The organism is Calditrichota bacterium, assembly GCA_020637445.1.
Lineage (GTDB): Bacteria > Electryoneota > RPQS01 > RPQS01 > RPQS01 > JABWCQ01.
The window spans coordinates 1,809,777-1,825,421 of sequence record JACJVZ010000001.1 but is presented as its reverse complement, the minus strand read 5'-3'; the positions used below and the strand labels follow the sequence as shown (position 1 = coordinate 1,825,421).

9 protein-coding genes are annotated in these 15,645 nt (G+C 54.7%); 2 read left to right on the top strand and 7 right to left on the bottom strand.

The features are described 5' to 3' along the window. Window positions 1–17: 17 nt before the first annotated feature. Both H6507_07610 and H6507_07605 read right to left on the bottom strand, forming a co-directional pair. On the bottom strand, window positions 18–557 hold the full coding sequence (locus tag H6507_07610) for an outer membrane beta-barrel protein (GenBank protein ID MCB9368954.1): 540 nt from the start codon (window positions 555–557) through the stop codon (window positions 18–20). A 72-nt stretch (window positions 558–629) separates the two neighbouring features. Next, complete coding sequence (locus tag H6507_07605) at window positions 630–2,000, bottom strand: class I SAM-dependent RNA methyltransferase (GenBank protein MCB9368953.1); 1,371 nt, start codon at window positions 1,998–2,000, stop codon at window positions 630–632. A 68-nt stretch (window positions 2,001–2,068) separates the two neighbouring features. On the opposite strand from H6507_07605, the gene H6507_07600 reads away from it, so the two are divergent. Together H6507_07600 and H6507_07595 are read left to right on the top strand one after the other, a co-directional pair. Then, window positions 2,069–2,809 carry a hypothetical protein gene (locus tag H6507_07600; GenBank protein MCB9368952.1) on the top strand — a complete coding sequence of 247 codons (741 nt, stop codon included), beginning with the start codon at window positions 2,069–2,071 and terminating at the stop codon, window positions 2,807–2,809. A gap of 11 nt (window positions 2,810–2,820) precedes the next feature. Continuing rightward, the gene (locus H6507_07595) at window positions 2,821–3,801 is read left to right on the top strand and encodes an NAD(P)-dependent oxidoreductase (protein MCB9368951.1); all 981 of its coding nucleotides are present in this window, start codon (window positions 2,821–2,823) and stop codon (window positions 3,799–3,801) included. Window positions 3,802–3,869: 68 nt separating this feature from the next. Here H6507_07595 and H6507_07590 read toward each other — a convergent pair whose 3' ends face one another. The 5 genes from H6507_07590 to H6507_07570 are packed head-to-tail and all read right to left on the bottom strand — an operon-like array spanning window position 3,870 to window position 15,203. Continuing rightward, entirely contained in the window at window positions 3,870–5,621 is a 1,752-nt protein-coding gene (locus H6507_07590) for a M3 family oligoendopeptidase (GenBank protein ID MCB9368950.1), read from the bottom strand. A 34-nt stretch (window positions 5,622–5,655) separates the two neighbouring features. Beyond that, window positions 5,656–8,397: a S8 family serine peptidase gene (locus H6507_07585; protein ID MCB9368949.1), complete on the bottom strand. Its 2,742-nt coding sequence runs from the start codon at window positions 8,395–8,397 to the stop codon at window positions 5,656–5,658. Window positions 8,398–8,428: 31 nt separating this feature from the next. After that, entirely contained in the window at window positions 8,429–10,948 is a 2,520-nt protein-coding gene (locus tag H6507_07580; protein MCB9368948.1) for a carboxypeptidase regulatory-like domain-containing protein, read from the bottom strand. A gap of 14 nt (window positions 10,949–10,962) precedes the next feature. Next, a complete protein-coding gene (locus tag H6507_07575; GenBank protein ID MCB9368947.1) occupies window positions 10,963–11,805 on the bottom strand; it encodes a sulfurtransferase in 843 nt (280 codons plus the stop codon). After that, window positions 11,805–15,203 (bottom strand): right-handed parallel beta-helix repeat-containing protein, encoded by a 3,399-nt coding sequence (locus H6507_07570; GenBank protein ID MCB9368946.1) that lies wholly within the window; start codon window positions 15,201–15,203, stop codon window positions 11,805–11,807. Before H6507_07570 ends, H6507_07575 begins: the two co-directional genes overlap by 1 nt. Window positions 15,204–15,645 lie beyond the last annotated feature (442 nt).

Here is a 15,645-nt window from a genome sequence, read left to right as displayed (position 1 = left end):
CCTGCATGCTTTAAGAATTACTTCTTGCCGAGTTCGTAAATGAAGTCAAACTGTACGGTTGTTTGGTCCGGATCGCCGATATCGAATTGCAACTCAGTTTGTCCGTGCCATTTGTCGGAGATCGGAAACTGGAATCCGCCCAAGACCATCAAGGTCAAATCCGTCTCTGAATCGTCATACTTGGTTCCGTTCGGACCTTTCCAATCGAAACTGTAGATGTTGATTCCCAGTCCCGCACCGGGATAGACATACATGTTTTTGCCGACTTCAAACATATAGTCCACCGTGTTGCGGATGGCAATGTTCGTATAATTCCATTCGTACAGGCCAACATTTTCGCCTGTTCCCCAATAGGTCAAAGCGATTTCCCACGGCAGATTTTCCGTCCATGTTCCCATGTCCGCCACTGCACCCAACGTGAACGTTCCGTCTCCGCCTTCCGGATCGACATAGCCAAGTCGACCGCCGATGCCTTTTAGGCCAATATTCGGACCTGCGAAAACCGAACTGCTAACCACAACCAGCATCAAGCCTAACCAAAATGAATGCATCTTCATCAAACAACTCCATATTTTTGTTGGTGCGATGCTATATAATAGGAGTTTTGGCAAACAGTTTCAACACCCTTTTCATCTTTCTGCGAAAACAAGTACCTCAATTTCAGGAGTTTGCGGAAAGAAGTCCACGGGTTGAATCAGAGTTGATTGAAATCCTGCCGGAGCCAATATCTTTAAGTCACGCGCCAAGCGGGCAGGATTGCAGGACAAATACACCAACTTTCGGATTGCCGCGCCGCTCAATGCTTTCAGGACGTCAGGATGGCAACCGCTGTAGGGTGGGTCGAGGATAACGAGGTCTTTGTCCGTCATTTTCGAGGCAATGTTGGGCAATGCGGCCAAGACTTCACTCTTCGTAAACTTTGATTTGACTTGCGGGTGAAATCCTGCGAGCTGATCAAAGGTTTTGCGCGAGAAGCCGCTTTGCTCTATGACGGTCAAACGAGTTCCGGCTCGTGCTGCGGCAAACCCCAAAGCACCATAACCGCCATACAAATCCCATACGGCGGATGCTTCAAATCCGGCGCTTTGCTGCTGCAAGAACCCCAAGACCCTATCAAAAGCCCCCTCATTGATCTGGGCAAAGCCTGCCGGGTGAATTTCCAGCCTATTCCCGAGCCAAGTGGTTATCATGGCCCGGCTCTCCTCTTCTCTCCAAAACGTGCCTCGCTCTCCCACGATTCCGGCCTTTGAGGCCGTTGCCCCCAAGATTCCACCCGGTAGTTCGAATTTCTGCGCAAGCTCTAAGAATTCTTGAACATCCGTCTCTTTTGCTAAGTCGCTAAACAGAGCCATCGCACCCGGTCCAAAAGCCGTCTCAAAGAACACAAGCCGAGTAGGGAGGGCGGAGGCGGAGAGCTGGCGGGCATCCCGGAGGATCCACCCGACATGCCCAACGGCCTGACTGATAGACCTGGTCGCCAACAAACACGTCCGAATTTCCGCGAATCCCGCTCCCCGCGCGCCCACGGCGTAGCCCAAGACAGCTCCCCGCTCTTTGGGGTAAACCGTGAGCGTCAGCCTGTTCCGGTAGCCCCAAGGCTCAGGACTGGCCCACATCTCGCTTACGCTTTCAGGAGCAACGATACCCCTTAGTACGCGCCGGACCAATTCTGTCTTTTCGGCAAGTTGTGTCTCGTATTTTACAATTCCCCACTGCGAAGCCGGGCATTCTGCGGCGTGCCGGCAAGGATGGTCACACCTGAGCTCCGACCGCTTCAAGACTTTGGCATTGGCTGCGCGAGCAGGTGACGTGGTTTCATCCGGAGCAAAGGCCACCCGGTCGCCCGGAACAACCCGCTCAGCGAAATAGGTTTTGCCCCGGCTCTTGACAATTGCGCGTCCGTCACTGGACAAAGCAGTCACATCGCCGACTTGGCGGGAGGGTTTTCCGCCGGACTTAAAGTTCTGCTGGAGCGATTCTTGCCCCGAATCTTCAATCATAGGTATCAGAGTCGGCCCTCAAAAATGAGAATCCGAGTATTTCTCCAGATGAATATATGTGATAAATTATGAAAATCTTAGGAGTTGTGGTAGCCCGTCGAGGCTCTGAACGGCTGCCCGGCAAAGTCCTTCGTGAACTTGCCGGCGAACCGATGCTGCTGAAAGTTCTTGCCCGTGCGTCACATGCAGAACGACTAAGTGATTTGGTTGTCGCATTGCCGGACTGTGTAAATGAAGATTCCACGGAATCCCTGTGCAGGTCCAGCGGATACTTCTGTTTCAGAGGTGCGGAGTATGACATCCTTGATCGAATCTTCCGAACCGCGATCGGCTACGGAGCGGACATCGTGGTTCCCCTGCGGGCGAGTTGTCCGCTGATAGATGGCCCGTTGATCGATTCCGTTATCGAGCGGCTGCTTGAAACTCCGGTTGCCGACTGGAGCACGAACCGTTTGCCAAAGCTCACGTTTCCGCGCGGACTGGAAGTTGACGCGATTCGCATCGAAGCACTGCGTCGTGCGTGGCAGGAAGACATGCACGCGGGGTCGAGGCAATATCCCGAGTCTTTTCTGATTCGCAGACCGGATTTGTTCCGCTCTGTCGGTTTGTCGCACACGCATGACTTGTCACATATTCCGTGGCATGTCTGCACTCTGGCGGATCTGAATCGTGTCCGTTCGATTTTTACCCGGCTGGGAGACCGTTCCTTTACGTGGAAAGACGCGCTTGCCGTATGGGAAACCATGCCCCTCGAAGCCGATCATTCCGATACCTACACGGAAACACACTGGCAGTCCAGCGACGCCTAAAAATTAAGCAAATGATTTCCTTCAAAGCAAACTCGCCCGCACCGGAGTCTAAAGCCGTATCCGAACGGCCACTGACTGCACACCACAAACTCCTGATTACTGGCGTCGAAAACTCGCTCGCCAATTTTCTGGCACACGGACTCTACGAGCTGGGCAAGCCCGTCACGGTGCAGGCCGTCAACGGCGAATCTATCGTGGCCGCAGCGCGCAATTTCCCCGTCATCGAATATTCGCTCTCGGACGAACGGTTCGCTGAGGCCCTCGCCCGGCTTGAACCGGATGTGATTATTCATGCTCCCGCCGAGCCGTCCCGTGAACCGTCGGCGCATTGGCCAATGGCTGCGTACAATCGCATCGTCGAAAAGACCTTGATGTTGTGCGAAGCCGCGCGCAGGCATTCGCCGCGCTCCCGCGTGGTTTTGCTTTCGTCCGCCGATGTCTATGGCGAATGCCACTCTCCGGCGTCCGAGCAAACCGCGCCGAATCCCGTTTCCATTCAGGGACGATACATGCACATGGCCGAGCAAGTCCTCAAAGACTACTCCGAAATTCACGGACTCTCGGCGACCGTGCTTCGTCTCGGGCCTGTGTATGGTCCGGCCGTTGTCAACAATCCCGTTCATGACATGGTGTTCACTTTGCTCGGCCCACAGGGAACAAACAGCACGGTCGGTGTAAAGCCCAGCGCGACCCGCGACGTCATTCACGCCGCCGACCTCGTGCAGGCCGTCAGTTTGATTCTCGGCAAGACAAAGGAAGGTACTTTCAATGTTGGCACCGGTAACTCCGTGCCGCTGCTTGAGCTTTATAGCCAACTCTGTGCGATTCTCGAATTGAAACCGGGCAGCTTGCCTGCCTCGACGATTCCAGAAGCCTCGCGGCAACAGCTTGACGTCAGCAAACTCACGGCGCTCGGTTTTTCACCGCGTGTTTCGCTGCTGGAAGGTATGCGCGGGTACGCCGCGTGGTGGAGCGGATCGAAAGCCGCTTAGGCAAGAACACTTTGGCAACAAAATAGCCCGCTTGCAGCGGGCTATTTCGCTCTTGCAAAAATCAAATCTCAGTGTGCTTCAAGTGCGGCTTGTTTCGCCATTTCGTCGCGCACTTCCTGCATCAGCGGCGCGATCATCTCCGACGAAAAATCAAACTGAACTCCCGTAGCCGAGAACAGTTTCGGAAGCGGCCGCGATCCACCGAGCGAAAGACCGTGTTTGTAGCCGCGCAGCGCTTCCGCGGCGTTTTTCCGCGAACGGCTCCAGACTTGAAACGCTCCAAGCTGCGCAATGCCGTACTCGATATAGTAAAACGGAACTTCGAACAAATGAAGCTGCGCATGCCAGCGGTAGTCGCGAGCCTCTTCGAATCCCGTGTGGTCCGCGCCGACTCCGTATTTCTCCACAAGACTGCGCCAGAACTCGCGCCGTTCCGTTCGCGTGTGAGTCGGATGTGTGTATATCCAATGCTGGAATTCGTCGATCGTCGCAATCCACGTCAGCAGCACAATCTTGCCTTCCATCTCCGTACGAATGGTCCGCGCTTTGTCTGCTGTATCGTAAAATTCGTCCAATACCGACATCGCAAGCAGCTCCATGCTCATCGAGGCAACTTCTGAAAACTCCATCGGCGCGTGACGATATGCGTGCAGCGGTTCTTCCCGCACGGCGAAGGCGTGAAATGCATGGCCGCCTTCATGCAACAGCGTAAACACGTCGTCATTCGTCCCGACGGCATTCATGAAGATAAACGGCAGCCGCATCTCGGCCAAATCGCTCTGATATCCGCCCGGCGCTTTGCCTTTGCGGCTGGAGAGATCGAGCAATCCCAATTTGTTCATCTTGTCAAACTGCGCACCAAGCTCCTCGTCGAGTTTGTGAAAAATCTTCGAGCACTTGGCAACCAGTTCGCTTGCATTGGTGAATGGATGAAGGGGATCGCGTCCGTACGGATCGCATTCGAGATCCCATGGCCGGAGCGAATCCACCTTGAGCGCTTCCTTGCGGCGGCGGGAAGCCTCGCGAGAAATCGGCACAACAAGTTCCGCAATCGCTTTATGATAGGCTGCGCAGTCGCTGGGAGTATAGTCAAACCGCTCATATTCGCGGAACTTGTAATCCCTGTAGTTTTCAAAACCTGCGTTCAATGCAACTTGGTGCCGTTTCTTCAGCATTTCGTCGAAGATGTCTTCGAGTTCGTCGCGGTCCCGCAAGCGGCGTTCTGCAACCAGCTTGTAAATTTGTTCGCGCACGCCGCGGTCAGGTTCTTCAAGCAAAGCCAGCGCGCGCGGTATCGTAATCTCCGCGCCTTGCCACTCGACGGTCATCGATCCGAATATCTTCTGGTACTTCTGCGAAAGGAGTTCAAGTTCCGTCTCCAACGCGATATTCTCTTCGCGGAAAAGTTCTACGGCGTTGCGGCTCGAACGAAGATAGACTTCGTAACGCGGCGGGAGCTGTTCCGCAAACGGGCACGCGACTAACTTGCGGTTCAATTTGTCCTGCGCTTCCTTCAAATGCGGAGCAATCTGCTCAACGAAGACCATATAGTCTTTTTCCGCCTGCTCGTCGTCCGTCGAACACGTCATCGCTATGTATCTGCGCGAAGACTCTTCGGACAGGAACGAAGACAATTCGCTGCCGTCCGCGATCCACGTCTCCAAGTCATCCACACTGTCGATCGCGCGGTGCTCCAGATCGGAGTAATATTTCGAAACGTCGTCCCAACTTGATAGCGTCAGTTCCTCCGCCAAAAAATTTCGCGGAAACTCCGAAGACGGCCGCGTCAGTTCGGCCACCCGATTTTCTGTTGTCACCATTCCGGTCGCTTTCTCCTATGCCAAAGCTAATCGATCAACGATTAGCTGTTACAAAATAATATCCTAATGAATCGAGATTCGTCATGTCGACAAACGACGTGTCCGTAACGGTTGTTACGACCACCGTGTTTGAAGTTGTTGGCGGAAATTCCGTTCCGCGCCAAACCGTGTAGCTTGTTGCCCGTTCCGCAGGACGCCACGTGAGTTTTACTCCCTCGTCCAGCATCACGATCGTAAGATCTTCCGGAGGCAAAGTCGCGGAAGCCAATACGCAAATGTCATCCACCGCAGCTTCGACGAGCGAGCCGTTGCCCAAATCCTGTGCAACGATCTTCATTTGCACCTGATCGGACAACGCGACGTAGTCTTCCAGCAAGAAGATGCAGCGCCGCCACTCTTCCCAGTCCTCGCTTTCGTGCATCATCGAAACCCAAGTCGTGCCAGCGTCATTCGAAATGAACACGTCGAAATAGTCTTCGCCGGGGTTGTTGCCATTGTCGTTCGAAAACCAACTGTACATCTCGATCACGACGTCTTGATCGTTACTCAAGTCCCATATCGGCGAAAGCAGCGACGTCTTGCCGCCGTCAACGTCGTTTTCTCCCGCGACACTGCCTGCGTTGCCGTCGGTGACAAAGCAGCTTACTCCGTTTTCGGTGTGGTCATCCTCCGGTTGGCAAATGAACCCGTTATTTTCGGTTTGCTCCGGATTCATTCTGCCCCAGCGTCCGCGCGTTGCCGTGTCATTGAGCGAGTCGCGGTACCAGCCTTCCGAACTTGTTTCGAAGATATAGCAGTGTACTTCCTGCGGCATCGCGAAGTTGATGGTCGTATCCGCGCTAAGCAAAAACACCGCACGGTCGGCTCCGCGCGATCCCGTCGCACGCAAAGTATAGGTATTGCCTGCGGGCATGGACAAGGAGTAGGAGCCGCTTCCGTCGGTCGTGACCGACGGTATTGGAGCGTCAAGTACTTCGATCAACGCATCCGGAAGGTCTGCTCCGGTCGACGTGTAGACATGTCCGGAAACAATATTCGTCGGGGCCAGCGTAAGCACAGGATCAAGCTCAGTCTGCTCGCCTTCTAAGATCGTCACATTGCTGATCGTGAGAGGAAGATAGCCAAATTTCGTGAAACTTAACGTATAGTTGCCTGCGCTGACGCCGAGCGAGTAGGAGCCGTCGGCAGCCGTAGTCGCCGTCCTTCCGTCTTCCAAAATCTCGACTTCCACACCGGAGACTGGAGTTCCGTTTGCCGTGACGACTCCGAAAACCGATCCAAGATTGTAAACGAAATTCACTGCTGCCCACGCATCGACGAAACCGTAGCCGTATACGTTGTCGTCTCCTGTTGCGCCGTAACCTGAGTCAATCGCGGTGGCTAGCAACGCTTCCTTAATCGTCGTCGGGTCGCAGTTCGGGCATGCCTGTCTCATGAGTGCCACGACGCCCGCGACGTGCGGCCCTGCCATCGACGTGCCGTTGTACGAACTGTAGTTGCCGCCGGGAACGCTTGAGACTACATCAACGCCCGGTGCGACGACTTCGGGCTTAATGTGCGTGCCTTCACACGGACTGGGTCCGCGGCTTGAAAAACTCGCGATCGGGTACGGCGTGCCGAAATTGGATGCATCCACCGCACCGACCGAGAACATCTGCACTTCGTTGTATGCGTGAATAGCCGGGCTGCGCATGGACGAACCTGACGGCCCTTCGTTGCCCGCGCTGAAAGTTACGACACAGCCGAGCGCTTCAAGATTCAATATTGCCGTGTCCCAATAGTCCCAGCATTCCGTGTAGCCGGGGAAGAGATCGTTGACGCCCCAACTGTTCTGCACGATATCAGGAACGTCGTCGATGGTTAAGCTGTCGCCGTCGGGGTTGGCAAACCACTCGTAGGCGTCCAGCACATCGTTGTTGAAAAAATTGCTGACGCCTTGATCGATCGCGTTGCAGGCGATCCATTCGGCACCGGGTGCGCATCCGACGGTCGTCGTGTCACCGTTGGTTTCGATTTCGCGTCCGCATATCGTACCCATGGTGTGCGTGCCGTGGGCGTTGTTATCCGTCGGAAAGTTTGGACCTGAGTTTATCACGTCGTGCCACGCCGCCGCCGGTCCTGCCGTCAATCCACGCCATCGCGAGGCAAGTGCCGGGTGATTCCCGTCGACGCCCGTGTCCAAGTTCGCCACCAGCACTCCTTCTCCGTCGATACCCAGTTCGCGATTCACGCGCGTTGCGCCAATCGCATCCAGTCCCTCGGTCGTCGTTTCAGTGTCGAGCGGATCGCGGTCAGGCCGGCGCATCTCGTCGTCCGACACTGCAATGTCATGACGGCTGACGGGTTCAATCAAAACGGCCTCGAAATTCTCGGACAAGCTGCGAATATCACTGCGGTGACGAAGCGCGTTGAAGAACTCGGGTTTTGCGCTAACGACAAACATATTCTCGATCCAATAGGCGGTATAACCGTCGACCAAGCCGAGTTCCTTGCCCGCGTCCAGCTCGCCTTTGAATTTCGGCTGCGTCGTACGAGCGTTGTAATGCAATGCACTATAGACTTCGGAGTAGCGCTCGGCGCGCGACGCTTTGCGAGCGTGCAGGGCGTCGTCCAAAGCCTGAATGTCAACCGGACTTTCGAGAATGACAATCCCAGAAACGAACTGCCCGGTAGTCGCTAAACTCAACTCCGTGTCGAATGCGGGCGAAATCTCGGCCGCATGCGCGGCGAGAAGCCCGGTCAGCATGATCAATGTTACCCAAACAAGTCTACTCATATTTCGTCCCGCATTCCCGCCTTGATTTCGATTATTCAGATACCACAAAGAAATATTCTGGTCCGTCGCCGTCTGCGGTCGTCAGATATTCCGTATTTGCCGTCGTGCCGATCAAAGTCGCATTTTCCGTCGTCGCGGGCCAAATACTGCCCCGCCATACCGAGTACGACGTCGCATCTTGTGCCGCAGTCCAAGTCAAGTGAAGTCCCGCGTCATCCGCATAGACCGCCAAGTCATCCACTGGCTGCGGCGCCAATGTTCCTCCCGCGTCAATCGTCACCGGCACGTCAAGTACTGGAGTGTCCGGATCATTCGACGCGATTTGCAGAGTCGTCTCGGAGATTCCATCCGGCAAACAGCACGACGAGAGTCGCAGCGTAACCGTCTGTTGTCCGCCGATTGCGACTGATCCCGACGCCGGAATCGTTTGCACTGCCGGCGCCGGACAGAATTTGACGGCCATGTTGTTTTCGATATAGGCGGCGTTATATACGACCGTCGTGCCTTTGGTGCCGTCGCTGTTCTGCAAGCCGATCGTCGACGACTCAAGCCTGTTGACTCCCATATCGCCGTATTGATACGTGATGGAGCCGTCGGCGGTCAAGATCATTTCAAAATCGTAAAGCCCGCTGTTTGCGTAGCTCTGCACGTTCTCGAACGAAACAATGAAACTGTCTACGTTGTTTGTCCAGCGGCGCACATTCGTTCCGGTTCGTTGCGGACTAAGATCGTCCCACCAGCAGGCAAGCAGGTTTTCCGGAGCGGAACTGCTGGGCAAATAGACGTTGTTGTAAGAGGTGGCACCGGTCGCGCTTGACGTAAACGATACCCAGCCGTTGGCCGCTATCCGTACTTGAGAATACGTGTTGCCAAAAAACGGAAAACTAAACCCGATCGAATACGGTCCCAGATTTTGATCGTCCGAAGTAAATGAAACCTGCGTGCCCGTTGTGCTGACGTCCACCCAGTTGTACGCGGGCCCGCCGACTTCACGACTGTCAATCCAGCGTCCTCCGCCAAGTGTCGCGCCGTTGTTGCCGAGATTAAGCGCTGCTTCGCTCGAGCTCCAGTCCAGCGGCGCGTTGCCGGAATTGTAAATCGTCAGGTCAACGTCGTAGGTGTCACACAGCGGTACTGCTTCCGAAAAGCTCGAAGGCAAAACGGATATTTCCGGGCGCGGAGCACGGTTTAATTGAATGTCCAATACGGTCGGAGTTCCATCCACGACGGAAATGTTATTCACCGTTTGACTCACGTAGCCCGGTGCCGAAAAAGTCAGCGAATAGGTTCCCGGCAAAAGAATCCGGTAGTATTCGCCGTGAAGCGCGCTGCTGTACGTCAAATACGGGATATTGGACAGCATGATGTCCGCCTGCACCGGATCACCGGTTTGAGCGTCTGTCACGATACCGCGAATACCTTTTTGCGCGAACTGCAAATAGCGAATCATCGCCACTCTGTTCTCCCGCCACAAACTGTCCAGCGCGCTTTCGGGGCCGGACTTCGTATTCGAAAGCTCTATCGTTATCTCTTTGTCGCCCATCCAGACGTAATTCCAATCCTGCATGCCCCCGATTGCGATGTACCAATCCGCGCCGTTTGTCGTGCCGTCCGGAGGAAAGGCGCTGCTATGGTACATCGTGTTGTTTTCCTGAGAATATGTCAAAGACACTGTATAAAAAAGCGTGTTTTCCGGCGACGGCGAAAACGTGTTGGTGTGCGCATAGTTGTTGTCCCACGGATAGTTCGCCACCACCGTGCCGCCGTGGAAGTTTGCCGAAAGTACAAAATTCCGCGTCGCGCTGAAATTCATGACCGCCGCGGTTTCCGGTTCGCGTCCAGCCGTAGTGTTCGTAGAATCGTCCACCCGGTCAGGAAAGTCACGGTTCAAATCCACTCCGTGCGCATTATAGCGCTGACCCAGAGTTCCCACCGCGCGGCCGTCGGGATTCATCAACGGCATGATGTAGATTTCGTAGTCATCCACCAATTCCGTCAATTCAGGGTCGATCCCGTAGCCGGTCAGCAACGTATCTATAAACTTTATGCAATTCTCAAGCCCGGTCAATTCGTCACCGTGCATCGTGGAAATGTACTTCACTTCGATCTCAGGCTCATCTTGCGAGACATTGTCCGAAATCTTCGCCATCCACAAATTCCGTCCTTGAACGGTCGTGCCGATACTTTGATAAGAAAATAGGGAGGGATAGGCCGCAGCCCACGCGACAAACTCGGCTTCAATATCGTCGTTCTCGTGATACAAGTCGAGCGGAGTGTGCTGTTCGCGAACGACAGGCAGCCATTGCACGTCAAAACCCATCGCGCGCAATATCTCGAAGTCTTCCGGAAGCAAATACACGTGCGGAACCGGTCCGCTGTACTCGTCAAAAATACCGCCGACTTCTTCAATCGTGTAGACGTCGAGCGGCGTGGTCAGGACGATCTCCGCCAAACGCGAATTCAACATGTTTTTCTTTGCGGGACGCGCCTGTGCCGCCAACGAAACTACAAAGAGACATACCAAAATGATTAACAGTCCGTTCCGATGCATCGTTCTCTACCTATCTAAGTTAGTGCTACTCCGGCTTCAGGGTGCAATTCGATCCATTCGCTCCATGAACCGGGATACAGTATCAAATTTTCAAATCCTAATTGTGAAAGTCCCCACAAAAGCTGACAGGCGGTCACGCCCGATCCGCAATAAGCCGTCACGGGTTTCGAAGGCGAGAGTCGCAAATCACGTACAACCTCGGCGAGCGTCTCCCCGCTCTTTAGTCTGGGAGGATTGCCTTCAAGAAAACTATCTAACGGCAAGTTCATTGCTCCGTCGATGTGTCCCGCGCGCTTGTCGAGAGCTTCAACTTCGCCGCGGTAGCGCTCTGCGGCGCGCGCATCCAGCACAGTTTCGCCTGCCTTGATCCGCCGCGCGACTTCGGGAGCCTCGATCATCATTGCGGACCGCAGTCGAATGTCAAACGGCTCGACGGACGGCAGCACCGTTTCCCGCGTCTCAATCGGCCGTCCTTCGTCCCTCCACTTCGCGACGCCTCCGTCCAACACCAAGACGTCGTCTACTCCGATCCACCGCAAAAGCCACCACAATCTTGCGGCTACTTTGAATGCTTCTTCTTCCGTGCAAATGACTCGTTTGCCTTTGCCGATTCCTTTGCGGGCCAACCGCTCGACCAAGTCTTCAGGCGTCGGCAGCGGATGTCTGCCTTTCGAATAATCACCGAGTTCGGACAAGTCCGCGTCTACGTCAACAAACACCGCGCCGGGAATATGACCGGTCAAATAACTCTGGTGAGCAGCCTCGGAATTTTTGTGCACCCAGCGCACGTCTGCGATCACGATTCCTTCATCTTGAAGATGTCCGGCCAGCCACTCCGTCGACACAATCTGATTCATTACGGCTGCGGCTCCGCCAATATGTGGAAAAATCCCTGCTTCGTATTCACCGGGCCGCCCGGAGGAATCACGACGAAAGTATCCGTCGTCAAGGCAACGGTCGTCAGAAAACTTCCGCTGGAGCTCGAATCAGTCTTCACCGAGAACAGGGCTGGTTGGTCGTAGCTCCAATACAGATAAAACGTATCCGCGTCGGCGCGTATCACCAGACTGTCCACCGGAGGCAGCGCTTCTCCCAATTGGGGGCCGTGATAACCTTGGTCGGGACGGTCAAAATCCGAAACATAATCCGTCCGAGTCGTCGTCATCGCGGGCGCCGTCAAGAGTGTGTCGCCCGCGTTGATGCACGGTGAGTCCGTCGCTTCGCCCGTCGCCGTGTGTCCCAAGTAGTAGTGATGGCCCGTGCCGCTCGTCCATTCAGGATTAAGCACGATATTGTAGTAGCGGTCGCATGGATCGCCGTTGTAGTTCAAGCTGTCAAGCACGCCGATTCCCGGCGGTCCTTGCGACGGCGAATTCGTGAAGAAAGCAAAATTCGCGCTGTCGTTGGATGCGACGCAGTTGTATTTCACCACCGAACTTATCGTCACAAAAAAGTAAATCCCGTGACCGTGGTTTTCGGCGAGGATATTGTTCTTTACCTGCGAGGATCCAAACCGCATGTAAAGACCCGCACCTTCGGCTGCCGTGTTGCCCGCTATGGAATTGTATTGAATCGTCGTGCTGGTACTGCCCGTCCAAACTCCGCCGCCGGCCTGCGCGCTGTTGTTCAAAATCAAATTGTTTCGAACCAATGCCGGAGCCGAATCCAACATGATTCCGCCGCCCGTTGCCGTGGCCGTGTTGCCTTCGATGCGGGAATTCAGATACTGGCCGGTCGCTCCTTGGCTCAATATTCCGCCGCCTGCCGTTGCTGCACCGTTTGCAATCGTGCAGCCGTCAAAAATCGGATTGGACGCGGAGCGCACACAGATCACGCCGCCGGAATCCGCGCTGCTGCTGGACAGAAAACAGCTCGTAAACACGGGGGATGAATGATCCAAATAGACCGCACCGCCTTGCAAGGCACTGTGCCGCGAGATAAAACAATGATTCAGAACCGGCGAAACGTCTTGCAGACGCATTGCACCGCCTTGCGTTCTCGACGTCGTCAAAGCCCGCGAATCGGTAATCGACACAAAATCAAATTGGCTTCCGCCTGCATTCGCGTCCATCGTGATGCCGCGCCACAATCCCGGATTCGTAAGTGTGTCGGTCCTAAACGAAATAGAGTCCGTTGCAAGCCCGAAAGCCGTGACCGTGCCGTGAATACTCATTTTGCTCGGTCCGCAGAAAATAACAGTCGTCCCCGGCGCGATGGTCAAATTGTCAAGCGTATCCACCAACACGTCGGCGATAACCTTCACCGTGTCCGGACCGAGCGCGCCGCTCTGCGGACCAAATAAACCCGTCGGAGTATCTCCGAACATGCTCTCGATTGCACCCATATCCGGCAAAGTCATCACCGGCATCGGTCTGTCGTTGCCCAGATAGTCACTCGCACTGGTGTTCCAATTGCCCGCTCCAAGCGCCGGACTTGCGGAAGTTATTTCCCAGTCCCCGTTTGCTTCGTCGACAAACAGCGGATCGGCATAGACGTTAAAGTACGTGTCGCACGAATCGCCGTTGCCGTTGACCGCGCGCAGCGTTCCGATATACTCGGGACCTTCGGCCGGATCGGCGCCCCAGAAATCCACCGTGCCGTGCACCAACGAATAGGCGATGCGCGAATCTTCCGCGCCCGCGAAAAAGAGTCCGCTCCCGGTCGTCGTTGAAAGAATTGAATTCTCTACGTCTGCGACGGTCGATTCAATTCGCAGAGCGCCGTTTATATTTCCGCTTATCGTGCAGTGCCGCAATTTCAGATTGCTGCTGTTCGACGCGGCAATTCCTCCGCCGACAGAGTCCGTTTCATTCGATACGAACAAACAATTCGTCGCCGACAGCGTGCTTTGATTCGATGAAACTCCGCCGCCGTTGAGTATCGAATGATTGTCGCTGAATAAGCAGCCGTTGAACACGGCGTCCGCCGCTTCCCATAGGTGCGCTCCGCCGCCATCTTCCGTGGCCTCGTTCCAGCGAATCCTGCAGTTCGTCAGTACAGGCTGCGATTGACGGATTGACAAACCTCCTCCGTTGCCGAGGCTCGTGTTGCTGTCAAAATCGCAATTCGTGAACGTCGGCTTGGCGTTGTTGCGTAAGTATACTGCGCCGCCATACAAACCCGCGGTATTTTCCTTGACCACGCAATCCGTAAACGTCGGAGCACCGTCCAGAGTCACCCAAATTCCGGCACCTTCGCCCGCGCACACATTGCCGCGCACTTCACACTGTTCAAACACGCCGTTTGACGTTTCGCGGTAGCTGTGAATACCGCCGCCGTCGTCCGCGGAAATATTGAACAGGACTTTGCAGCGAACCATGTGCGGTGACGATTCCCAAATATAGACCCCGCCGCCGTCGAAATCCTGCGTCCAATTGTGATCTATTGTACAGTCGTAAATTTCAGGAGATGACGTTTCAATCGCGATGCCGCCGCCGTGGCCGCGGCCTTGATTGTCGCTCACGATCGAGCTGTCCAATGTTCCAAAGCAGTTCTTAAAGGCCAGTCCGCCGCCGTTCACGCGGGCAAAGTTGCTGTCGAATTCGCAGTGCGTCAGCAGCGGTGTGGTGCCGCGAATGTAGGCCCCGCCGCCGCTGCCGCTGATCGAGCTGTTCTTGAAAAATCTCGAATTCGCGACGCGTGTGTTGATCGAATTGTTCAGGAACAGCCCGCCGCCTTCTAGACGTGAGGCATTGCCGTCAAATCTGCACGAATCCATCAACAGTGTAGAACCGGTCAAATAAATTGCGCCGCCCGCAACATCCGCTCGATTCTGGCTGAACAAACAATGCTCGACCCGCAAGACCGTACCGCTCGATATGTACATCGCGCCGCCGAGGCTGTCCGTGCCAAGCGGTCCCGCTGCGAAGGAATATTCGAACTTCGCGAAACGAACGTACGACGAATCGTTGGCGTTGACAAAACTCAGGCCGCGCCACTTGCCCGGATTGGACAATGTGTCCGTGGTAAACACAACCGTATCGCCGGCCGTGCCGTCCACGGCCAAATACCCGTTGATCAAAATCGAATATGTGCTGTCAAAGTACACACGCACGCCGGAGCCGATCACAAGGCTGTCCGACGCGGCAACGGTCAAGTTACCCTGGACAATGTATGGGCTGTCCGCAGTCGTCCAGTTTCCGCTCACGTTGCCGGTCGATACGAACGTCGAATCTGCCCACGCTTGAACCGTCAAGGCCGTGATCAAAAGGACACTACAGACCCACATTTTTGCCGACTTCTTCAACACACTCATGTTCACTTTAAGTCTTACACTTTCAGAAGTAACGTCACTCAAAACACATATTACAGGTATCCTTACAATTTGCAACAGATTCCGCCTGAAAGCAAGTCACTTCACCCTACTCCTAAGCCTGACCCAGTCCACAAATATCACCGTAACCCATAAAAATATAATCGATTAAAATAACCTCATGGGTCTGTTTGAAAGCACACTGCCAAAATCCGAGGCGAAGCGGCATCGTGTCGGCACTTGTCAACGACTCTTCCTGCGTTTCCTCCATTTGTTGTCATTTCGGATGGGTAATGCCTCCAAATCCGAAGAGGCCTTATAGTCGCAATTCTTAACCATTGCACAAATCGCTGTTTCAACGTGATATACGGTATTTTATTGCTGGCTCAATTCTTCAACTTAACGTGATTTTTGTACTGGATTGTTTGACTACCCCACATCAACT